Source organism: Flavonifractor sp. An112 (assembly GCF_002161085.1).
In the GTDB taxonomy this organism is placed as follows: Bacteria; Bacillota; Clostridia; order Oscillospirales; family Oscillospiraceae; genus Flavonifractor; species Flavonifractor avicola.
Genome location: NZ_NFLU01000003.1, coordinates 204,682 through 224,932, shown reverse-complemented (window position 1 = coordinate 224,932; position 20,251 = coordinate 204,682). Strand labels below are relative to the sequence as shown.

Sequence of the window (20,251 nt, the reverse complement as noted above, 5' to 3'; positions counted from 1 at the left end):
TGTCTCACACCTCGAAAAAACTTTTGATGGTAGCCATTACACCGCCGGCGCACCGGCCCAACAGCAAAAATTCCCCATCGGGGCCGTACACCCTCCATGTACCGTCAGCCACGGCGCAGGCAAAGGGACTGCCGTTTTTGGCCTTCTTCAGTACCTCTGCTCTGATGGTCACCGCCGGGTATTCCCCAAAACAGCCGTCCACCGGGATCAGCAGGGCCGCCGGGTCGGTGGCAGCCTGGAGTTCCTCCAGAGTTACCGCCTGATCCAGAGTATATCCCGCCGCCTCGGTGCGCCGCAGGGCGGACATACAGCCACCGCAGCCCAGCGCCTGCCCAATATCATGGCACAGGGTCCGGACATAAGTGCCCTTGGAGCAGCGCACCCGCAGATACCAGGCATCCTCCTCCTGAGGGAACCCAGCCGGGGCCTCCTCCAGCACCTCCAGCTCATAGATGGTCACCGGCCTGGGGGGCCGCTCCACCTCTTTGCCTGCACGGGCCAGCTCGTAGAGCTTTTTGCCGTCCCGCTTGATGGCGGAATACATGGGTGGGATCTGAAGAATATCCCCACGGAAGGGTTCCAGGGCCGCTTTCAGGGTCTCCCGATCCACCTGGACCGGCCGCTGTTCCAGCACCTGGCCGGTGGTATCCTGGGTATTTGTCATAACACCCAGTTTTAATCCGGCGATATATTCCTTTTTCCCCTCGGTGGCAAACTCCACCGCCCGGGTCGCCCGCCCCACAAAGACAGGCAGCACACCGGTAGCCATGGGGTCCAGGGTGCCGCCGTGGCCAATCCGCTTTTCGTGGAAGATCCCCCGCAGCTTGGCGCAGATATCCATGCTGGTCCACTCCTGGGGCTTGTCGATGATGATGACTCCGTTAGGCATTGCTTTCCACCTGCCGGATAGCGTCCAGGATGGCGGACTCCGCCTGCTCCAACGTACCGTCCACGGTACAACCCGCGGCGGCGGAGTGTCCGCCGCCGCCCAGCAGGGCGCACACGCGGGTTGCGTTCAGTCCGCCGCTGGTGCGGACGGACAGCTTGCAGGCTCCGTCCTCCAGCTCCCGGACGGTGACGGAGGTCTCCACCCCCTCGATCTGGCCCAGGAAGGCGGCAATGTCCTCCATGTCCTCCTCGGTAGCGCCCGCCTCGTCCATCAGAGACAGAGACACGGGGGCCACGGCCACCTTGCCGTCCTCATAGCGGTGCATCCGCTCCACAATGAGCCGTTCCACCTGAAGCCGGGCCCAGGTCTTGGTACGGAAGTGGCGCTTATTCAGGGGGAATACGTCAATGCCGGTATCCATCAGGGCGGCAGCCACCCGGTGGGTGTCCGCCGTGGTGTTGCCGTACTGGAAACAGCCGGTGTCGGTGGAAACCGCCACATAGAGCGGCACGGCGGTTTCCTCATTCACCTGGCCCAGTTCCTTCAGAATGTCGTAAATGATCTCTCCACAGGCGGCCCGCCCGGCGTCCAGGCAGGTCTCCTTGGCAAAAAACTCCTGAGAGGGATGGTGGTCAATGGCCAGATCGATTCCCCGCTCCAGCCAGGGCTGACCAGATTTGGTAAAAAGGCCCCGGGCGGCGATGTCCACGCTGACCACCGTCTCCGGCTCATACCCCTCGGGGGCCAGCAGGCCCTCCAGGTAAGGGGTGAAGAGATGAGTCTCCCCGGTGCCGGGGCAGATATGGGCGGTCTTGCCCAGACCACGCAGTCCCAGGCACAGGGCAGCGGCACAGCCGATGGTGTCCCCGTCGGGGCGCTTGTGGGTCAGGATCAGGTAGCGGTCGTGGTCCTTCAGCCAGGCCGCAGCTTCGGTATAGGTCATGGAGCTCACTCCTCGCTGTCCAGATCGATGTGGGCGTTGGCCGGATTGGCAGGCTTCACTACCTCCGGATTCCGCAGCATACTCAGAATGTGGGCGCCCTGACCGATGGAGTCATCCTCCACAAATTGCAGCTCAGGGGTATAGCGCAGCTTCAGGGCCGCACCCAGCTCCCGCCGCAGATAGCCCCCGGCGGATTTGAGGCCCTTGACCACCTCGCTCACGTCGCTCTTGTCCAGCACGCTGACATAGATCTTGGAATAGCGCAGGTCGGAGGTGGTATCCACACCGGTGATGGACACCAGCCCGTGGACCCGGGGGTCCTTGACCGTGCGGATGAGGGTGGCCAACTCCCGCTGGATCTCCTCGTTGATACGTCCAATGCGATTACTTGCCATATTTTTCTCCTATTACGCAATACAGACCCGCCCCCTCCTCAAATGAATTGGGGACGGAACGGGTCTGATTTCATTTTTTATAATTATACTTCAATTTGCTCCATCAGGAAGGCTTCAATGACGTCGCCCTCCTTGATGTCCTGGAACTTCTCGAATGTGATGCCGCACTCGTATCCGGCGGCCACTTCCTTCACGCTGTCCTTAAAGCGCTGGAGGGAAGCGATGGAGCCGTCGTAGATCACCACGTTGTCACGCAGCAGGCGCATCTGGGCGCCGCGCTGCATCTTGCCGCCCGTGACGTAGCAGCCGGCCACCATGCCCACGCCGGTGATGCGGAACACATTGCGCACCTCGGCCTGGCCCAGCTCCACTTCCTTGAACTTGGGAGCCAGCATACCCTTCATGGCGGTCTCGATCTCGTTGATGCAGTCGTAGATCACGCGGTACATCCGCATATCCACCTTGTTGCGGGCGGCAGTGTCCTTGGCATTGGAGTCGGGACGGACGTTGAAGCCCACGATGATGGCGTTGGAGGTGGTAGCCAGCATGACGTCGCTCTCGTTGATGGCGCCCACCGCGCAGTGGATGACCCGCACCCGGACCTCGTCGTTGGAGATCTTCTCCAGGGAGGCCTTGACGGCCTCGGCGGAGCCCTGAACGTCGGCCTTGACGATGATGTTCAGGTCCTTCATCTCGCCCTGCTTGATCTGGCTGAACAGATCCTCCAGGCTCACCTTGCCCACCGGGCCGGAGGCGGCCATCTTCTGGTCGTGCTTGCGCTGCTCCACCAGCTCACGGGCCATACGCTCGTCGGCCACGGCGTGGAAGTCGTCACCGGCGCCGGGCACTTCGCTCATGCCGATGATCTCCACAGGCACGGAGGGACCAGCCTCGGTGAGCTTCTCGCCCCGGGCGTTGGTCATGGCACGGACACGGCCCACGGCGGTACCGGCAATGATGATGTCGCCCTGATGGAGGGTACCGTTCTGCACCAGCAGAGTGGCCACAGGACCGCGGCCCTTGTCCAGACGGGCCTCGATGACGGCACCATGGGCGGAGCGGTTGGGGTTGGCCTTCAGCTCCTGCATCTCGGCGGTCAGGTTGACCATCTCCAGCAGGTTGTCGATGCCCTCGCCGGTCTTGGCGGAGATGGGGCAGATAATGGTCTCGCCGCCCCACTCCTCAGGCACCAGCTCGTACTTGGTGAGCTGCTCCTTAATGCGCTCGGGGTTGGCCTCCGGCTTATCCATCTTATTGATGGCCACGATCACGGGGATCTTGGCGGCCTTGGCGTGGTTGATGGACTCCACGGTCTGGGGCATGATGCCATCGTCGGCGGCCACCACCAGAATGGCCACGTCGGTGATCATAGCGCCGCGGGCACGCATGGCGGTAAAGGCCTCGTGGCCGGGGGTGTCCAGGAAGGTAATGGGCTTGCCCTGGACCTCCACCTGATAGGCGCCGATGTGCTGGGTGATGCCGCCGGCCTCGCCCGCCGCCACATGGGCGTTGCGGATATAGTCCAGCAGAGAGGTCTTGCCGTGGTCGACGTGGCCCATAACCACCACCACGGGAGCGCGGGGCAGCAGGTCCTCTTCCTTATCCTCAGCAGTATCGATGAGCTTCTCCTCGATGGTGACGATGATCTCCTTCTCCACCTTGCAGCCCAGCTCCTCGGCAATGATAGCGGCGGTGTCGAAGTCGATGACGTCGGACAGGGAGGCCATGACGCCGTTCTTCATCAGGGTCTTGACCACCTCGGCGCCGGTCTTCTTCATGCGGGAAGCCAGCTCGCCCACACCGATCTCGTCGGGGATCTTGACGGTGAGGGGGGTCTTTTTGGCGATCTCCATCTGGAGCCGGCGCATCTTCTCCTGCTCCTCCTGGCGGCGCTTGTTGCCGCCCTGGAAGCCGCCCTTGCGCTGGTTGCGGCCCTGGAACTTCTGCTTGCCGGCCTGCATCTGCTTGGTCTTGCCGGCAGCCAGGTCCTCCAGACGCTGGTCGTACTTCTCCAGGTTCACGTTGCCGCTCTTGCGGGTGTCCACAACCTTCTTCTCAGGCACACGGGTCGTGGGCCGGCTGGGCTGCTGGACGGGCTGAGTCTTGGGCTGCTCCGCCTGAGCGGCGGGCTTATTGACAGGCGCGGTATGTTCCTTCACAGGCTTTCCACCCTTCTGGTTCTGCTGCTGAGCGGGAGCAGTGCGCTGCTCCTCCTTCCCGGCGGCAGGTGTTTCCTTGGCCGCGGCCTTGGGTTCCCGATACACATCGGCGTAGATGCTCTCAATGCTCTCCACCTGATTGTGCTGGGTGAGATACTCGAAAATCAGAGACAGCTCCCGGTCGCCCAGAGGCTGCATATGGTTTTTCGGAGTCGTCGCGTATTTGGTCAGAATGTCGGTGATGTCCTTGGAGTTCTTGTTGAAATCCTTGGCCACCTCATGCACACGATATTTGTTGTTCAGCAAATAAAGCCACCTCCAACTGGTCGGCTTGCGCCAATAGGAAAACGCGGCGGGACCGCTGCGCTTTCTTATTGGAACAAGCCTGCTTGTTCCAATCTGTCCTCAGCCACTTCTTGTTCATGGCTGCTGCTTCTTGATGGTCAGTTTGCCCTTGGGGGCAAACGGTCTTGCCTGCTTTTTGGCCGCGGGCGGATTCTCGGGCGCTTTGGCTGCCTTGGGGGGCGGAGCCCACGGCTTCTTGTTCTTCTTCTGCAGGTTCTTCTCATGGGCCCGCTGTTCCTTCTGCCGCTGAAGGGCCTTACCCGCCTGGACCTTCAGCTGTTCCGCTGCGGCAGAGCAGCCCTCCGGATCAGCGGCGGCCAGCTTGGCGGCAATGGCGGCGGCCAGCCCCACGTCGGTGAGGGCCAGCATGGTGCAGGCAGAACGGCCCACCGCACCGCCCAGGCCGCCCTTGGTGTAGGGCGTAGGCAGGTGGGGCACCTTGCCGATCTCGGCAAAGTGAGCGGCCCGGCGCAGGCTGTTGTCCGCGCCGTCACAGGCGGTGAGGATCAGCTTGGCCTGGTGGGCCCGGGCGGCGGCGCCCACCGGCTCCTCGCCTACCTCCACACGGCCTGCCTTACGGGCGATGCCCAGCAGATGCAGTACGCTATCCATCCTGATCGCCCTCCCGCATCTGCTGTTCCAGCGCCTCATATACCTCGTCGGGCATGGGGGCGGAGAAAGCCCGCTCCAGCGCTTTGGCCTTCCGGGCCCGCTTCAGGCAGGCCTCGTCGGGACATACATAGGCCCCCCGGCCCGGCTTCTTTCCCTTGAAATCCAGGGAGACTTCCCCCTCGGGGCTCTTCACCACCCGGATCAGCTCTTTCTTGGGCTTCATCTCCCGGCAGCCTACGCACTGGCGCATGGGTATTTTCTTGGGCATCCTTCTGCCCCCCTTCCATTTCATTTGATCACTGAGGGCTTACTCCTCGGCCTCGTCCTCCAGGATCACGTCCTCCTCGTCCTCCACTTCCTCGTCGGCGGGGGCGGAGGCGGGCTTGATGTCGATCTTCCAGCCGGTCAGCTTGGCGGCCAGCCGGGCGTTCTGGCCCTCCTTGCCGATGGCCAGGGAGAGCTGATCGTCGGGCACCACCACGCGGCAGGTCTTGCCCTCCTCGTGGATGTCCACGCTGATGACATCGGCGGGGGACAGAGCGGCGGCGATGTACACGGCGGGGTCCTCAGACCACTTGACAATGTCCACCTTCTCGCCGCGGAGCTCCTCCACGATGTTGTTGACACGCTGGCCCCGGGGACCCACGCAGGCGCCGATGGGGTCCACGTTGGGATCGGCAGACCAGACGGCCAGCTTGGTGCGGGAGCCGGCCTCACGGGCAATGGACTTGACCTCCACAGTGCCGTCGTAAATCTCGGGCACCTCCATCTCAAACAGGCGCTTCACCAGGCCGGGATGGGTGCGGGAGATGAGGACCTGGGGACCCTTGGTGGAACGGCGGACCTCCACCACATACACCCGCAGGCGCATCCCCTCCACATACTCCTCGCCCTTGACCTGCTCGCCGGCAGCCAGGAAGGCCTCGGTGGCCTCGCTGCCGGAGCCAATCCGCAGGCTGGCGGCGCCGGAGCGGGGATCGATACGGGTGACCACGCCGGTGAGGATCTCGTGCTCCTTGGAGGAGAACTCGTCGTACACCATACCCCGCTCGGCCTCGCGCATACCCTGGATGATGACCTGACGGGCGGTCTGAGCGGCAATGCGGCCAAAGTCCCGGGTCTTGATCTCAATGCGGATCACGTCCCCCAGCTGGGCCTGGGGCAGCTTGCTGCGGGCCTGTTCCAGACTCATCTCGGTGCAGGGGTTATCTACCTCCTCCACCACGTCCTTCTTGACGAACATCCGGACAGTGCCGGCCTGCTCATCGGCTTCCACCGTCACATTGTCCCCAACGGTCTCATGGTCCCGCTTGTAGGCGGACACCAGGGCCTGGGTGATCTTCTCCAGCATATAGGACTTGGGGATGCCCTTTTCCTTCTCAATCAGGTTGATGGCGGCAAAAAATTCCTTGCCGTCCAGCTCATTGGTCTTCTGCGCTTTGGCATTCTTCTTCGGCATAGTTCTGTCTCCTTATCCTCAACACGGGCGGTTTCTGTCCGCCCCTACATCTTAAAACCGCACGTACAGCCGGGTCTGGGCCACGTCCTTCTTGACGAAGGTTCTGGGGCCGTCCGCCGTCTCAATGGTCACGTCGCCGTTTTCATAGCCGGACAGGGTACCCACATGGTCCTTCCGGCCGTCCACTGCCCGGTAGAGGCGAACCTCCACCTCAGCCCCCATAAAGGCGGCAAAGTGCTCCGGCTTCTTCAGGGGTCGGTCGGCGCCGGCGGAGGAGACCTCCAGCACATAGCTACCCTCAATGGGATCGGCCTCGTCCAGCGCGTCGGACAGGGGGCGGCTCACCGCCTCACAGTCGTTAATGGAGACGCCGCCTTCCTTATCAATATAAATCCGCAGGAACCACTGTCCCGCTTCCCGCACATATTCCACGTCCCACAGGGAGCAGCCGGCAGCCTCCACCAGGGGGGCCGCCAGAGCGGATACCAGTTCCGTTACCTTGGCCATAATCCACCTCCGGCAAGGGGCTGTAAAAAATTTACATACCCCGTTTTTTCAATAAGAAAGAGCGGAGCCGTGACCCCACTCTCACCATACTTCTACTACTAACGTATGTACTATACCACAAACCGGTGTTTTGTGCAAGGGTCTGCCGTGATTTTTTCCAATCCGGTCTTTTTTATGCATTTGAGTTGACATAAGGAAACCCTCTGGTACAATAGGAATCAGATTTATTGTTCTAAGGAGGTCGGAGCATGGAAGGCAACAAGCAGGCCCTGGAAATTTTGGGCGAGGTAAAGAAAGCGGTGGTGGGCAAAGATAACGTGCTCGCCAAAGTGCTGCTTGCCATTCTGGCCCGGGGCCACATCTTGCTGGAGGACATCCCCGGCGTAGGTAAGACCACCATGGCGCTGGCCTTTTCCAAGGCCCTGAGCCTGCAATATAACCGGGTGCAGTTCACCCCCGACGTGATGCCCTCTGACATCACCGGCTTTTCCATCTACAACAAGTCCACCGGCGCCATGGAGTATCAGCCCGGAGCAGTGCTGTGCAACCTGTTTCTGGCGGATGAACTGAACCGGGCCACCAGCCGTACCCAGTCTGCCCTGCTGGAGGCCATGGAGGAGGGGCAGGTCACCGTGGACGGCGTGTCCCATCCGGTGCCTCAGCCCTTCCTGGTCATCGCCACCCAGAACCCGGCGGGAGCCTCGGGCACTCAGCCCCTCCCCGACTCCCAGATGGACCGGTTCATGATCCGGCTTTCCATGGGCTACCCCGCCCCGGCGGACGAGTTTGCCATGGTGCGCCGCAAGCAGGGAAACAACCCGCTGGATCAGGTGCGCCAGGTGCTGGATCTGAACAGTCTGGCCGCCCTCCGTGCCCAGGCCGACCAGGTATTTGTATCCGACCCGGTGCTGGACTATATCATTCGGCTGGTCAATGCCACCCGCAGCCACCCCATGATCGTCCAGGGCGCCAGTCCCCGTGCCTCTCTGGCCCTTACCGCCATGGCCAAGGCGGCCGCCCTGGTCTTTGGTCGGGACTTTGTCAATCCGGAGGACGTATCCATGGTGTTTGCCGACGTGGTGACACACCGGCTCATTCTCTCCCCCCGGGCGGAGGCCAACGGCAACTTCCAGCCGGCGGCGGAGATTCTCCGGCTGGTCCCGCCGCCCAAGATCGGGTAAGGCTATGGCAGGCCGTCGGATTTTATACGCCGTTTTGGTGGGCGCGGCGGTGCTCTTTCAGATCTTTTTCCGCTTTTACCTGTCCACCTTTGTATTGGTACTCATTCTGGTGCTTCCCATTCTCTCCCTGCTGCTGGCTCTGCCCGGATGGATGGGAAGCATGGCATCGGTAGTGCCCCAAGCCCCCCTGATCACAGTAGGCGGCAGCGCCCGGTTTGGCGTGCTCCTGTACCATTCCTCTTTCCTGCCCCTCATCCGCCCCCGGATCAGGCTGCGCTGGACCAATCAGCTCACCGGAGAGTCGGGGGAAAGCAAGATCACGGTAACCGCCCGGAAGCCGGCGGAACTGACGGTGACCGCCACCCACTGCGGCCGTCTGGTCTGCCAGGTGGAGAAAGCGGTCTGCTGCGACCTGCTGGGGCTCTTTCCTCTGCCGGTGCGGAAGGGCCCGGAGCGAGCTGTGCTCATCCTTCCCGCCCAGCTGGAACTTGAGGGGAAGGAGGAGCTGGCTGCCGGTGAGAACGCCGGTACGGTACTCCGCCCCCGGCCCGGCGGCGGTCCCGGCGAGGACTACGACCTGCGGGAGTACCGGGTGGGGGACCCCCTGCGGTCCGTCCACTGGAAGCTGTCCTCTAAAAAGGACGAACTGGTGGTGCGGGAGACCCTGGAACCCCAGCAGGCCGCCATTGTGGTGACCTATGACCACTTCGGTCCGTCCGAGGAACTGGACCGCACCTTTGCCCAGCTGTGGGCTCTCTCCCGCTGGCTGCTGCAGCAGGACCGGCCCCACCACATCCAGTGGGCTTCCCCGGTCACCGGCGTGGCGGAGGACCGGGCTGTGGACAGTCCCAACGCTCTGCTTGCCTGTCTGGAGCTGGTCTTCTCCACCCCTGCGCCTCTGGAGGGCCGCTCCATTCTGGACGGCGCCCTCCGGCTGCCCGGCGGCGGTAAGGTACGCCATCTCCATGTAACGCCGGACGGTGTGGAAGGAGGGGGACGATGAAACAGCATTCCAAACGGCAGCCCCGGCCCCGGCCGGGCTGGCTGGAGCTGCTGACCGGCGGCTTCCTGCTCTTCCTGCTGTTGTCCAGCACCCTCTGGTCCTTCTCCTCTGCGGTGGGACAGTCTCTTGAGCTCACCCTTTTCCTTACAGGCTGTGTGCTTCTGTCAGTCTTGCTCACCGTTCTGTGCGCACTCCCTACCCGCTGGATGCTGGTGAGTATGGCTGCGGTACTCTGCATTGACGGTCTGGTGGTATGGCAGATGTTCACCGCCATGCGGCTGGGAGAGATCACCTTCCGCTGTTCTGTGGTGAATACGGTATGCACCAGTCTGGAGCTGGACGGCTTTATTGAGCCCATCCTCCAGCTGGCCCCCTCCGTCTGGATCAGAGCCGCAACCATTCTGGCCCTGGCCGTGGCCGCTGTTCTGGTGGTTCTGCTGGCCCTGGCGGTGATACGGTTCCCTTCTTTTTCCGCCACCTTCCTGCTCACCGCTCCCTTTGTGCTGGCTCCTCTGTGCATTTCTGTCACACCGGCCTGGCTGCCTCTGATGGTGCTCATTCTGGCCTGGTGCGTGATGGGCCTGGGGTCCCTGGCCCGGCGGTGGGACCGGGCAGGAGCCGCACGGCTCACCCTGGTCTCCTTTCCGGCGGTGGCCCTGCTGCTGCTCCTCCTCAACGCCGCCATGCCCCAATCCACCTATCAGCGGCCCCAGTGGGCAGATGGTGCTCTGGACTCCATCAACAACTGGGCAACTCATCTGAACATCACCCTTTTTAACGGCAAAGGACCCTTCGGCTTTGGCAGCGGCGGCTCCTTTACCAATGCCGACGGCAAGGTGTCCCTGGACGACGCCGGGCCTCTGGACTTCTCCGGCCGGACGGTGCTGGAGGTGGATACCGACCTGCGGGGCCGGATCTATCTGCGGGGCTTTTCCAGCGCAGTGTACGGCAGCGACGGCTGGGGGCCTCTGAAGGAATCGGACTATCAGGACCTGGGTCCCTTCTATTATCCCATCGATGAGGTATCCGGCCAATTCCCCCTTTCCGACCTGTCCAACGCCCTGGACGGCTATCAGCCTATGAACTTCCCCGCCCTGGCTGATCGAAACGCCTTCCCCAGCCATCAATATGCCAAGGTCACGGTCCGCAATGTAGGGGCTGACCCTGGTTATGTGTACGTTCCCTATCACATCCTGTCCCAGCCCAACGAGCTCAGCGGCACCAAGTTCATGTACGACTCCTATCTGGCCCGAGGGGAGGATGTGTGGACCCATACGCTGTACGTCCAGCCCGGCTGCTCCCCCGATTCCGGGGCGGCGCTGCCGGTGGAGGCCCGTCAGGCGGAGGAGCGCTATCAGGCCTTTGTCTACGACAATTATCTGACCATTCCCGACTCTCCCGCGCTGTGGGTTGCCATGGTAGAGGCCACCGACCAATTCTGGCCCCAGGTCATGGAGGCCTGCGACAGCAGGGAAATAACCAGTACCCCCGATTTCTCCTACGGCATTACCTCGGAGAACGGTATTCCTGACCTCACAAAATCGGATATCAACCTGATCCATCTTTGGACCATGGAGAGCGCCCAGGCCATCGCCGATTATCTGGCCTCCATCACTCAGTACGATCCCAACACCCCCGCCACCCCGGAGGGAGAGGATTTCGTCACCTATTTCCTCACCGAGAGTCACCGGGGCTACTGTATGCACTATGCCAGCGCCGCCACCCTCATGCTGCGGGCTATGGGCATCCCCGCCCGGTATGTCACCGGCTATGTGGCCGACGTACCCTCCTCCGGCCATGTGAATGTGCCGGATTCCGCCGCCCACGCCTGGGTGGAGGTCTATATCCCCGGCTACGGCTGGGAGCCGGTGGAGGTCACCCCCGCCTATGCCGGCAGCACCCCCGGCCTGAGCGGTACAGCCACGCCTACTCCTACGCCCACCGCAACGCCTACACCCACGCCCACCCAGACTGCCCAGCCTTCTGCCCGGCCTTCCGCCACCCCCGATGACGGCAAAGAGGACCAGCCGGAGTCCGCCCCCCTGGATCTGAGATTCATTCTGATTCCTCTGGCGGTCGTGCTGGCAGTTCTGGCCTTCCCCGGCCGGCGGGCCATCGGCCGAAGCCGGCGTGAGAAGCGGTTGGGTCAGGCAAACACCAACCAGGCCGTCATCGCCGCTTATCTCTACCTGAAAAAGTTAGAGAAATGGGGCGGGCAGATCTCTGAGGAGATATTTGAACTGGCCAAAAAGGCCAAATTCAGCCCCCACACTCTGACAGAGGAGGAGCGGCGGGCCGCCGTACGGGCCGCCCATACCGTCTCCACTCAGGTGGACAGGGCCCTGCCCTGGTACAAGCGGTTCTGCTGCCGCTATATCCTGGGTCTGTGCTGACCTGATAACAGTAAGAGAGCCCGCCGCAGAATACCGCGGCGGGCTCTCTGATTTAATGTAACTCAGAGCACCTCAAATTCCAGCCAGGTGTACTGCTTACGCACCATCTGCAGCCGCACCCCATCCTGATAGATCTGGTCGGATTCGGCCAGCCCGTAAAGGGACTGGGCCAGGAAGGTCTGGAGGGTCTCCAGGTCGGAGGTGGGCAGGGCTGCGAAGAGCAGCCTGGACACAACCTTTACGAAATCCACCGCGCTGTCTTCGCTGAAGCTGCCGTTGATGCCGAAACAGCACTCGCCGGAGCAATCCTGGTGGATGGACTTGGCATGGAGGGCCAGATGGACGCCGGTAACGTCCTCTCCCCTCACAAGGTTGATCCGGTACTGCTTGTCCTCATTGGGGTCGTCCACCCACTCCTTCTTTTCGCTTTTCCGGCCCTGGAGGGCATCGGTAAGGCCCTGGATGGACTGGGCCAGGTCGTGGGAGGTCTTGCTGTAGTTGACGATGGCCGCCTCGCCCTCCTCCTTGCCCGCCTTGTAACCCTGGGGCAGTATGGCCTGGATCTTGCGGAGGACCTCCATGGGCGAGCCCTTGAAATGTGTACCCTCCAACAAATCCAGCTGCTCGCCATGGGCCATGGGCTGTCTGCCCCGGGAACGGGTCAGCTCCTCGCCGATCTCAGTAGCCCGACTGCGGAGGGGCTGGAGCTTCTGACTGCACGCCTCCTCCATCTGGCTGATGCGGCTGTTCACCTGTCCCAGCTCGCCCTGGATCTGGTCGATCTGCTCCTGGATGGCCTTTTTCTCCTTGCCTTTGAACAAACCCAGCCCCTGCTTCTGCCGGCTGAGGTCATCGATGGCCTCCTGCTTGCGTTTGCGCTCCTCATAGACCGGATCGGCGGCCAGGTCGGCCTCCAGCTCATCGGCCTGGCGGGTGAGGGCCTCCCGCTCCTGCTCCAGGGCCGCCTTCTCCTGGGCGTGCTCGCTCCAGTACTGCTCCCGGGCGGCGTCCTCCTCAAAGCTGGTGCGGGCAGCCTCGCACCGCCCCAGCACCGCCTCCATGTGGGCTTTCCGGTGGGCCGGATCGTACCAGTCCATCCGCTTCTGCCAGGTCTCAATGGCGTTGGTGCGGGACTTCTTAGCCGCCTCGGTAAAGGTGTAGTCCACCTGATAGCTGCCGTCGGTATAGGCGTTGGGCACGAATTTGTAGGAGCAGGAGTCCCGCACAGCGGTGGCGATGACCACATAGTTCTTGCTGATGGTGAAGTTCAGCTCGTCGTCGTAGGACAGCTGGAAAGCCCTGTCCAGCAGTGTGAGACACCGGTCGGAGCTCTGGGTGTAGCGGTTCCACTCGTACTTGCCCCGGTTAAGGTCCTCCGGGCCGAACTCCTCGTCGGCGTTGTTGCTGCCCCCCACGGCGGCCCCGTTAATGATGCGGCCCAGCTGGGTGGAGAAGTCGTTGGTGTAGAACTCCTCCCCGGTCTGCTCCTTCAGCATTTGCAGCTGTTCCTTCACATTTTGGGCAGAATTGAGCACATCCAGCTTATTATCCTCGCTGCGGTAGTCCACAAAGTGATTGCCGTGCATCTGCACGATGGCCGCGCCGATCTGCTGAGCAGATACCATCAGCTCGATGCGCAAATCGCTGCGCTCCTCCTCAGGCACATAGGTCAGGGCCTTGATCCAGGCCACCACGCTCTCTCCGTACCGATTGTTCCGGCCGGTGGTCTGCCAGCCGGCGGCGGTGCCCTTGATGGACCAGGCCTGCCAGTTCTGGGGGTCTATTTCAATGATCTTGTTGGCGTAATTTTCGGCCTCTTCGTTGTTGCTCCCTTCCAGGGCGCTCTTGGCCATGCCCAGATAGTTGTCAATCTGGCTCTGGTTGACCCCCGGTACCGGTGCTGCCGGCGTGGAGACAGGCCCTCCGGTACCTCCATCCTCCATCATCATTTTCCGCGCCTCTTCCACGGAATATTTGCACCCGCAGCCCTGGCAGACAAAGACGCCGTCCTGCTTTAACAAGTCGTTGCTGCCGCACATTTCACAAACCAGTTTTTTCATAATATCCCTCCATTTGATGGATCTCCCGTGAAATCGCCGTTTTCTCTACTGTATTCAATTTATTCCAAAATTTCAATATGCCGCCTGCATACCCTTTGCTGTTTTTTTGATACAACAACACGCCCCCGGAGGAAGTACCTCCGGGGGCGTGTTGCTTATTCCGTCAGGCTGAAGAACTGCTCCAGCCGGTTGGACTTATCAAAGATATTGTTGTACAGCAGTACCTTGTAGGCCTCAATGGTCTCATCCAGCTGGTCGGGCAGCGCTTCGTTCTCCCCGTACCAGTTTCCTTCCGCATCCCGCACCCCCACGGTATTGATGACCGGGGCGGCCTCCCACAGCTGGGACAAAAACTTCTGGTAGCCGGTCATGGGCAGGTTGGCGGTGTCCATCAGCAGGGCGGACAGGTAGTTGAGGGAGAGCTCCACCCCCTGCTCCTCCGGGATGTCGTAGTTGGCCCACAACAGGAAGGGTACCATCTGCTTTTTCTGGGCCAGAGCGGTGTCCGGGTTCTCCCCCAGCACGTCGGTGTAGAAATTGGTGGCCACCTGGGGCTGATGGTCTCCGAAGAGGAGAATCATGGTGGGCTCCTCTACCTGAGAGAAGTAGTTGATCAGGTATTCAAAGGCCTGATCGCTCTGATAGATAAGGGACAGGTACTGGTTCACCGTCTGGAACCTACCCTCCAGGCTGCCGGTAAGCCACACCTCCCGGGGCAGGTTATCCCAGGACATCTGGTAGCCGCTGTGGTTCTGCATGGTGACGTTGAAGAGGAACAGGGGCTCCCCCGCCTCCTTCTCCTCGTACAGCCGAATCAGATTTTCATAGTCACACTGATCGGTGACATATCCGGATTTCTCGTCTCCCCGCATATAGGTACGGTTCTGGAAGTCGCTTTCGAAATACACCTCATCAAAACCGTAATCGCTGTACACCGCAGGCCGGTTCCAACCGGAGGACCGGTAGGGGTGGGCGGCGATGGCGGTATAACCCAAGGCCTTCATCTGGCCCACCAGGGTGGGGTCCCCGTCGGAGACATACATCTGATAGGGCACCGTACCGGCGGGCAGGTATGCGGTGGTGTTGCCGGTGAGGAACTCATACTCCGAGTTGGCGGTGGTGCCGCCGAACACGGAAGAGTAGGCATAGCCCTTGATGGTGTTCTCTGTCAGGGAGCGAATAAAGGGCATGGCGTTCTGGTTGGTCTCCACTCCCGGCAGCACAGACAGGTCGGAAAAGGACTCGTTCATAATGACGATGACGTTCACCGGCCGCACCGTGCCGTCCGGATCCGCCACCGTTACCGACAGATCATCGCTGGCGTTTTCCGTGCCCAGATCGTTCAGAGTCTGCTGGGAGTAGGCATCCGGTTTTTCCACCTTCATGTACTTCATGCATACAGCAAAGTTGAGGAAGAGGCCGTTGCCACGGGTGGTCCACATGGAGGGCTCGATCCCCAGCTTCTCCACCATGCTGGTGCCGAAAAACACCGACAGGAACACCACAGCCGCCCCCGCCGAGGCCCCGAATACCTTCCAGGAGAACTTTTTCCGGGGCTCATTGGGCAGTACCTTCATGGCCAGAATCACCGCGATCATCATGATCAGGGTCACCCACTGCCGCTGGGACAGGGAATAGTCATAGTTGCCCGCCACGTTGGCGGCGGTACCCAAGCTGAGGAAGTCTCCGGGGAACAGGGTACGCCCCCGGAAGGCAATGAGGTAGTGGTTGGCGCAGCCGAAGCCCCAGGCGATGCCCAGGCCCAGCTTTACCGCACCGCTGCGCCGGCCCCGGAGGAAGTAGAAGAACAGCTCTCCAAAGTAGTACCACACCAGATTCAGCAGGATCTGGGCGAGGGTAAAATCCTTCCAGGGGTCGTTATAATTCAGATACTCCACCATAGTGAAGGAGATCAGGGGCACTACGATCAGCAGGACCATGGTGGTCCACCAGTACTGCCGGGGACTCATGGCCAGCTTGGGCCACTTCAGCCGGAACCGCCGCTTTGGGGGCGTCTGGGGCTCCGGTACCTCCTGCACCTCAGGCGTTTCAGTGATGTTGCTCATATCATTACGCTGCCTTTTTCAAAAATTCATGGTTCCCATTTTATCATAAAAGAGCGAAAGCGCAACGCGCTTTCGCTCTTTTTTAGAAAACCTTAGAAAAGCTGAAATGAATCCAGAAGGATCACAGCTGCCTAAGAGGCGGTCCGTCCAGAGGGATCACCCGGTCGCACAGGGTCACCGTCTCCCCCTCGTGGCTGGACAGCACCACCGGCACTCCCAGCGACCGCACCTGCTCCAGAATGCGGGCTGTCCTGGGGGCATCTACCCCGGCAAAGGGCTCGTCCAGCAGAATGAGCCCGCCACCGCAGGCCAGAGCCCGGGCCAGCGCCAGCCGTCTCCCCATGCCGCCGGACAGGGCGGCGGGGTAGTGCTTCTCCTCCCCCTCCAGCTCTGCCAGGGCCAGCCAGCGGGAGGCCTCCCCCCGGCGCTCCCGGGGCAGCACATCGGCAATGTGCTGCTCCACCGTCCGCCAGGGCAGCAGCCGGTTCTCCTGAAAGAGGATCACCGGGTCCGGCGGGGTAATAACTGTCCCCGCCTCCACCGGCTGGAGCCCTGCCAGTACCCGCAGCAGGGTGGTCTTGCCGCAGCCGGAGGGGCCGGAGAGAGCGGTGATCCCTGTCTCCGGCAGATCCAGGGAAAAACGGTCCAACACCGTCTTTTCCCCAAAACGAACGGTAATATCTTTGACGGATATCACGTTTTATCCCCTCCCAGCCGCCGGAACAGGATGCCCAAGGCGTATTCCAGCACAAAGCTCAGCACAATAACCACCGCCGTCCAGGCAAAGAGGTCGGGGGTCTCCAGGGTAATCTTGGCCCGGTAGAGTTGGGTCCCGATGGCCAGTTTGGGCTGGCACAGCACCTCGGCCGCCACCCCCGCCTTCCAGGCCAGGCCCAGGCCGGTGGCGCAGCCGCTGACAAAGTAGGGCCGCACCGAAGGCAGGTACACCAGCCGAAATGTCTTGCCCCGGCCAAAGCGGTAAGCCCGGGCTGCCTCCAGCAGCAGGGGGTCGGTCTGCGCCACCCCCCTGCTCACGTTGCCCCACAGCACCGGCAGCACCATCAGGCCGGACACGATGGCGGGCACCCAGCCGGAGGAGGGGGCCCACAGCAGCACCAGCACAATAAAGGAGGCCACGGGGATGGCCCGGATCACCTTCACCGCCGGGGTGAGCACCCAGTCCGCCCCCCGGAGGGCGGAGGTGGCCGCCGCCACCAGAGCCCCCACCGCCGCGCCGGCGGCAAAGCCCCCGAAGATACGGCCCAGGGTCACCGCCGCCGACTGCCAGAAGGCAGCCTGTCCCGCCAGAGCCCACAGCCGCCCAGCCACCAGCATGGGATAGGGCAGCAGCAGGGCCCCGTGGCCGTCGGTCCTCAGGTCCACCAAAAAGGCCGCAAGCTGCCAAACCCCCAGCCAGAAGGCCAGGGGTATGACAGCTCGCAGTAATTTGCTCCGTTTTACATTACGGGATGTAGTAGAAGGCGTCATCGGGGATGGAACCTCCGATCGAAGTGGGGTCAGCGGCGAAGAGCACCTCATAGTAGCTGGAGATGGACTTCAGGTCCTCACCGGCCGTAAAGATCATGTTGGCCTGGGGGATGGCCGCAGTGGCAATAGCAGCCTTGGGCACGATGCCGTACTGCTCGATAAGCTGGCCGCCCTCCTCCGGGTTGTCCTTGATGTAGTTGATGGAGGCCTCATACTCCTGCAGGAAGGCTTCCACCGCCTCGGGGTGTTCCTGGGCAAATTCGGTGCGCACCACCACGCAGCCCATGGTGAAGGTACCGGAGGCTCCGGACTCGGTCCAGGCGTCGCTCAGGTCGATGGCGTCCCGCACGTCGCTGTTCTGCATCAGCACAGTGGTGGCGGCAGGCACAGGGAGCATACACAGATCGATCTCGCCGGAGGCCATCAGGGCGGTGACCTCCTCGCTGGTTTTCCACTGGATGTCCACATCGGTGTCCGGGTCCAAGCCGTTCTGGGTCAGCAGGTAGTCCAGCACATACTCGGTGTTGGTGCCCTGGTTGATGGCGTAAATGGTCTTGCCGGACAGGTCGGCCAGAGAGTTAACGGTATTGCCGTTCTCCAGGATGTGGAGCACGCCCAGAGTGTTCAGGGCCAGCAGCTGCACATTGCCAGTCTTATTATACAGGTTGGCGGCCACGTTGGTGGGCAGAGCGGCCATGTCCAGCTCCCCGCTGTTCAGCTTGGGCACGATATCGGTGGAGGGATCGGAGCCCATGGTCACATTGTAGTGGTTGACAGTCTCGCCGGCATCGTTGTCAGCGAGCAGCTTGGCGGCGCCCATGCCAGTGGGGCCGTTGAGCAGGCCCAGGTTGATCTCAGTTCCCTCCAGAGCAGGGGTTTCAGACTGTGCGGGAGTGGTCTCCGCCACGGGGGTGGTCTCAGCGGGAGGGGTGCTCTCCGCCGGAGCAGGATTGGAAGCGCAGGCGGTAAGGCCCAGCGCCAGGGCCACGGTCAGGCCCAGTGCAAGCAGTTTCTTCATGGTACCTCGTTCCTTTCTGGACCGCATGAGCGTTTGCTCTTCATACGGTCCAGTTCAGTGTACCATGTCCCCCAAAAATGTCAACGGGCAATTTCCCCAATTCTGCCCGGGACGGACCGGGAAGTGCTCACCGGCATAGGATAAGGGGTGAAAAGGAGGTGTTTTCTATGAACCAACCCAGCTGTCAGAGAGCCCGGGACCAGGAGGCGCGGCAGCGGGCCGCCGCCATTCTAGCTCAGAGCCAGCCCATGGAGCCTGCCATGAAGCGGTATGCCCATCCCATCCCCTGCTGGAGCGCCCCTGTCTGGTCCCCACCCTCCGTCGGAGGAGAGGGCATGGACCGGGTACTGGAGGAGCTGGCCCGGCAGAATCAGCTGCTGATGGATCTGCTGGGGGCGGTCAATTCCCTCACTGCCGCCACTCTCAGCATCCGCAGCCGGTTTGTGGGAGAAGCGTAAGGTTTCCTGTCAAAAAGAGCCGAAAACGCGGAAACTTTTCCTTGTCTTATACCGTCTAATTCGATATAACGCGGTCATTCTAAGGATAAAAGCAATACATAATGTAATATATTACCAAAGAAGGGCGTGATGGCCATGGCCAGGCGGCTGATGAAAAAGAAGAAAGAGAAGATCCCTCTGTCCCCCGGACAGAAGGCAGCCAAAGTCCTGTTTATCATTCTGGCGGTGGTGGCGGCGCTGGTATTGGCCTTCATCGTTACCTTCAAGCTGCTGGCCCAGCCGCCCAAGATTCAGGAGGAGACCCCTCCGCCGGCAGAGGGCGGAGCGGTCTCCCTTCAGTCCCCCGGCCAGGAAGAGAGTGCCCAGCCCACTCGCCAGCGGAAGGAGTACACCTATACTTTCCTGCTGTGCGCCAGCGACCAGGCCAGCGGCAACGTAGACACTATGATCGTGGCCACCTACGACACGGTAAACCAGACCATTGCCATGGTCTCCATCCCCCGGGACACCCTGATCGAGGGCGTCTCCAGCAAGGGAAAGCACTTCTATAAGCTGTGCAGTATGTACCCCTACAACGGTATGGACGCCCTGAAGGAAGAGGTCCAAAATATCGTGGGCTTCCCCATCGACTTCTATGTGAAGGTGAACACCCAGGGCTTTGTGAAGCTGGTGGATGCGGTAGGCGGTGTCAACTTCAATGTGCCGGTGCATATGTCCTACGACGATCCCGACCAGAATCTGCACATCCACTTTGAGCCCGGAATGCAGTATCTCACTGGCTCCGACGCCCTGAAGGTAGCGCGCTGCCGGAAAAATTCCGACGGTCCCGGCGTCTATCCCCACAACATCTACGACGCCTATCCCGACGCCGACATCGGCCGCACCAAGACCCAGCGGGAACTGATCATGGCTGTCCTGAAGAAGGCCATCTCCCAGCCTCTGAATCTGCCCACCTACTACGACATCTTCATGGAGAACGTGGATACCGACCTGAGCGTCACCGACCTGGCCTTCTTCGCCGACAAGGGCCTGTCCTTTGATTTCGACAACGTGACCACTACCTCCCTGCCGGGAGACGGCACGGTTGAATACAAGGGCATAGACTGGTGCTACGAGCTCTACCCCGGAAAGGTACTGGAGATCGTCAACACCTCCGGGCTCAACCCCTACACCACCGATATTACCGCCGATATGCTGCACATTACCCAGAGCGGCACTGTCACGCAGCCCGACTGATCACGCAAAAAAAGGACGCCTTCCGGCGTCCTTTTTTAC

At 61.5% G+C, this 20,251-nt stretch carries 18 protein-coding genes; 5 read left to right on the top strand and 13 right to left on the bottom strand.

The window, feature by feature from the left end; all coding sequences use genetic code 11:
* Window positions 1–4: 4 nt before the first annotated feature.
* From truB to rimP, 8 genes are all read right to left on the bottom strand, one after another.
* Window positions 5–889 (bottom strand): tRNA pseudouridine(55) synthase TruB, encoded by an 885-nt coding sequence (gene truB / locus B5E56_RS04135; protein WP_087388764.1) that lies wholly within the window; start codon window positions 887–889, stop codon window positions 5–7.
* Entirely contained in the window at window positions 882–1,832 is a 951-nt protein-coding gene (locus tag B5E56_RS04130) for a DHH family phosphoesterase (RefSeq protein WP_087388763.1), read from the bottom strand. The genes truB and B5E56_RS04130 overlap by 8 nt, the downstream gene beginning before the upstream one ends.
* A 5-nt stretch (window positions 1,833–1,837) precedes the next feature.
* Window positions 1,838–2,227 (bottom strand): 30S ribosome-binding factor RbfA, encoded by a 390-nt coding sequence (gene rbfA, locus B5E56_RS04125; protein ID WP_087188579.1) that lies wholly within the window; start codon window positions 2,225–2,227, stop codon window positions 1,838–1,840.
* Window positions 2,228–2,310: 83 nt separating this feature from the next.
* Entirely contained in the window at window positions 2,311–4,689 is a 2,379-nt protein-coding gene (gene infB / locus B5E56_RS04120) for a translation initiation factor IF-2 (RefSeq protein WP_164496871.1), read from the bottom strand.
* A 117-nt stretch (window positions 4,690–4,806) separates the two neighbouring features.
* Window positions 4,807–5,343, bottom strand: coding sequence for a L7Ae/L30e/S12e/Gadd45 family ribosomal protein (locus B5E56_RS04115; RefSeq protein ID WP_087388761.1), 537 nt, complete (start codon window positions 5,341–5,343; stop codon window positions 4,807–4,809).
* A complete protein-coding gene (locus B5E56_RS04110; protein ID WP_087188576.1) occupies window positions 5,336–5,611 on the bottom strand; it encodes an RNase P modulator RnpM in 276 nt (91 codons plus the stop codon). Before B5E56_RS04110 ends, B5E56_RS04115 begins: the two co-directional genes overlap by 8 nt.
* Before the next feature lie 39 nt (window positions 5,612–5,650).
* Window positions 5,651–6,802 (bottom strand): transcription termination factor NusA, encoded by a 1,152-nt coding sequence (gene nusA / locus B5E56_RS04105; RefSeq protein ID WP_087388760.1) that lies wholly within the window; start codon window positions 6,800–6,802, stop codon window positions 5,651–5,653.
* Between the two features lie 51 nt (window positions 6,803–6,853).
* The gene (rimP, locus tag B5E56_RS04100) at window positions 6,854–7,309 is read right to left on the bottom strand and encodes a ribosome maturation factor RimP (RefSeq protein WP_087188574.1); all 456 of its coding nucleotides are present in this window, start codon (window positions 7,307–7,309) and stop codon (window positions 6,854–6,856) included.
* Between the two features lie 248 nt (window positions 7,310–7,557).
* On the opposite strand from rimP, the gene B5E56_RS04095 reads away from it, so the two are divergent.
* From B5E56_RS04095 to B5E56_RS04085, 3 genes are read left to right on the top strand one after another with little or no spacing between them, the layout of a single operon-like run.
* Window positions 7,558–8,490: an AAA family ATPase gene (locus tag B5E56_RS04095; RefSeq protein ID WP_087188573.1), complete on the top strand. Its 933-nt coding sequence runs from the start codon at window positions 7,558–7,560 to the stop codon at window positions 8,488–8,490.
* A 4-nt stretch (window positions 8,491–8,494) separates the two neighbouring features.
* Window positions 8,495–9,493, top strand: a complete 999-nt coding sequence (locus tag B5E56_RS04090) for a DUF58 domain-containing protein (RefSeq protein ID WP_087388759.1) — start codon at window positions 8,495–8,497, stop codon at window positions 9,491–9,493.
* Complete coding sequence (locus B5E56_RS04085) at window positions 9,490–11,886, top strand: transglutaminase-like domain-containing protein (protein ID WP_087388758.1); 2,397 nt, start codon at window positions 9,490–9,492, stop codon at window positions 11,884–11,886. The genes B5E56_RS04090 and B5E56_RS04085 overlap by 4 nt, the downstream gene beginning before the upstream one ends.
* Window positions 11,887–11,948: 62 nt before the next feature.
* Here the strand turns inward: B5E56_RS04085 and B5E56_RS04080 are convergent, their stop codons facing one another.
* From B5E56_RS04080 to B5E56_RS04060, 5 genes are all read right to left on the bottom strand, one after another.
* Window positions 11,949–13,946, bottom strand: a complete 1,998-nt coding sequence (locus B5E56_RS04080; RefSeq protein WP_087388757.1) for a hypothetical protein — start codon at window positions 13,944–13,946, stop codon at window positions 11,949–11,951.
* Between the two features lie 155 nt (window positions 13,947–14,101).
* Entirely contained in the window at window positions 14,102–16,012 is a 1,911-nt protein-coding gene (locus tag B5E56_RS04075; RefSeq protein WP_242958758.1) for an LTA synthase family protein, read from the bottom strand.
* Between the two features lie 121 nt (window positions 16,013–16,133).
* On the bottom strand, window positions 16,134–16,709 hold the full coding sequence (locus tag B5E56_RS04070) for an ATP-binding cassette domain-containing protein (protein ID WP_087388756.1): 576 nt from the start codon (window positions 16,707–16,709) through the stop codon (window positions 16,134–16,136).
* Window positions 16,706–17,500 (bottom strand): ABC transporter permease, encoded by a 795-nt coding sequence (locus B5E56_RS04065; RefSeq protein ID WP_087388755.1) that lies wholly within the window; start codon window positions 17,498–17,500, stop codon window positions 16,706–16,708. Before B5E56_RS04065 ends, B5E56_RS04070 begins: the two co-directional genes overlap by 4 nt.
* Entirely contained in the window at window positions 17,475–18,518 is a 1,044-nt protein-coding gene (locus B5E56_RS04060) for an ABC transporter substrate-binding protein (RefSeq protein ID WP_087388754.1), read from the bottom strand. Before B5E56_RS04060 ends, B5E56_RS04065 begins: the two co-directional genes overlap by 26 nt.
* 167 nt (window positions 18,519–18,685) lie before the next feature.
* Here B5E56_RS04060 and B5E56_RS04055 point away from each other — a divergent pair, with 167 nt between their 5' ends.
* Window positions 18,686–18,976 (top strand): hypothetical protein, encoded by a 291-nt coding sequence (locus B5E56_RS04055; RefSeq protein WP_087388753.1) that lies wholly within the window; start codon window positions 18,686–18,688, stop codon window positions 18,974–18,976.
* Between the two features lie 129 nt (window positions 18,977–19,105).
* Window positions 19,106–20,212, top strand: coding sequence for an LCP family protein (locus B5E56_RS04050; protein ID WP_087388752.1), 1,107 nt, complete (start codon window positions 19,106–19,108; stop codon window positions 20,210–20,212).
* Window positions 20,213–20,251: the final 39 nt, after the last annotated feature.

What these genes read in the sequence shown, in the direction of transcription:
- B5E56_RS04065 (WP_087388755.1), bottom strand. Translation starts at nt 17,500, where the DNA reads ATGACGCCTTCTACTACATCCCGTAATGTAAAACGGAGCAAATTACTG.
- B5E56_RS04055 (WP_087388753.1), top strand. Translation starts at nt 18,686, where the DNA reads ATGAACCAACCCAGCTGTCAGAGAGCCCGGGACCAGGAGGCGCGGCAG.
- B5E56_RS04095 (WP_087188573.1), top strand. Translation starts at nt 7,558, where the DNA reads ATGGAAGGCAACAAGCAGGCCCTGGAAATTTTGGGCGAGGTAAAGAAA.
- B5E56_RS04050 (WP_087388752.1), top strand. Translation starts at nt 19,106, where the DNA reads ATGGCCATGGCCAGGCGGCTGATGAAAAAGAAGAAAGAGAAGATCCCT.
- B5E56_RS04060 (WP_087388754.1), bottom strand. Translation starts at nt 18,518, where the DNA reads ATGAAGAAACTGCTTGCACTGGGCCTGACCGTGGCCCTGGCGCTGGGC.
- B5E56_RS04075 (WP_242958758.1), bottom strand. Translation starts at nt 16,012, where the DNA reads ATGAGCAACATCACTGAAACGCCTGAGGTGCAGGAGGTACCGGAGCCC.
- truB (WP_087388764.1), bottom strand. Translation starts at nt 889, where the DNA reads ATGCCTAACGGAGTCATCATCATCGACAAGCCCCAGGAGTGGACCAGC.
- B5E56_RS04130 (WP_087388763.1), bottom strand. Translation starts at nt 1,832, where the DNA reads ATGACCTATACCGAAGCTGCGGCCTGGCTGAAGGACCACGACCGCTAC.
- B5E56_RS04090 (WP_087388759.1), top strand. Translation starts at nt 8,495, where the DNA reads ATGGCAGGCCGTCGGATTTTATACGCCGTTTTGGTGGGCGCGGCGGTG.
- rimP (WP_087188574.1), bottom strand. Translation starts at nt 7,309, where the DNA reads ATGGCCAAGGTAACGGAACTGGTATCCGCTCTGGCGGCCCCCCTGGTG.
- B5E56_RS04110 (WP_087188576.1), bottom strand. Translation starts at nt 5,611, where the DNA reads ATGCCCAAGAAAATACCCATGCGCCAGTGCGTAGGCTGCCGGGAGATG.
- B5E56_RS04115 (WP_087388761.1), bottom strand. Translation starts at nt 5,343, where the DNA reads ATGGATAGCGTACTGCATCTGCTGGGCATCGCCCGTAAGGCAGGCCGT.
- nusA (WP_087388760.1), bottom strand. Translation starts at nt 6,802, where the DNA reads ATGCCGAAGAAGAATGCCAAAGCGCAGAAGACCAATGAGCTGGACGGC.
- B5E56_RS04085 (WP_087388758.1), top strand. Translation starts at nt 9,490, where the DNA reads ATGAAACAGCATTCCAAACGGCAGCCCCGGCCCCGGCCGGGCTGGCTG.
- rbfA (WP_087188579.1), bottom strand. Translation starts at nt 2,227, where the DNA reads ATGGCAAGTAATCGCATTGGACGTATCAACGAGGAGATCCAGCGGGAG.
- B5E56_RS04080 (WP_087388757.1), bottom strand. Translation starts at nt 13,946, where the DNA reads ATGAAAAAACTGGTTTGTGAAATGTGCGGCAGCAACGACTTGTTAAAG.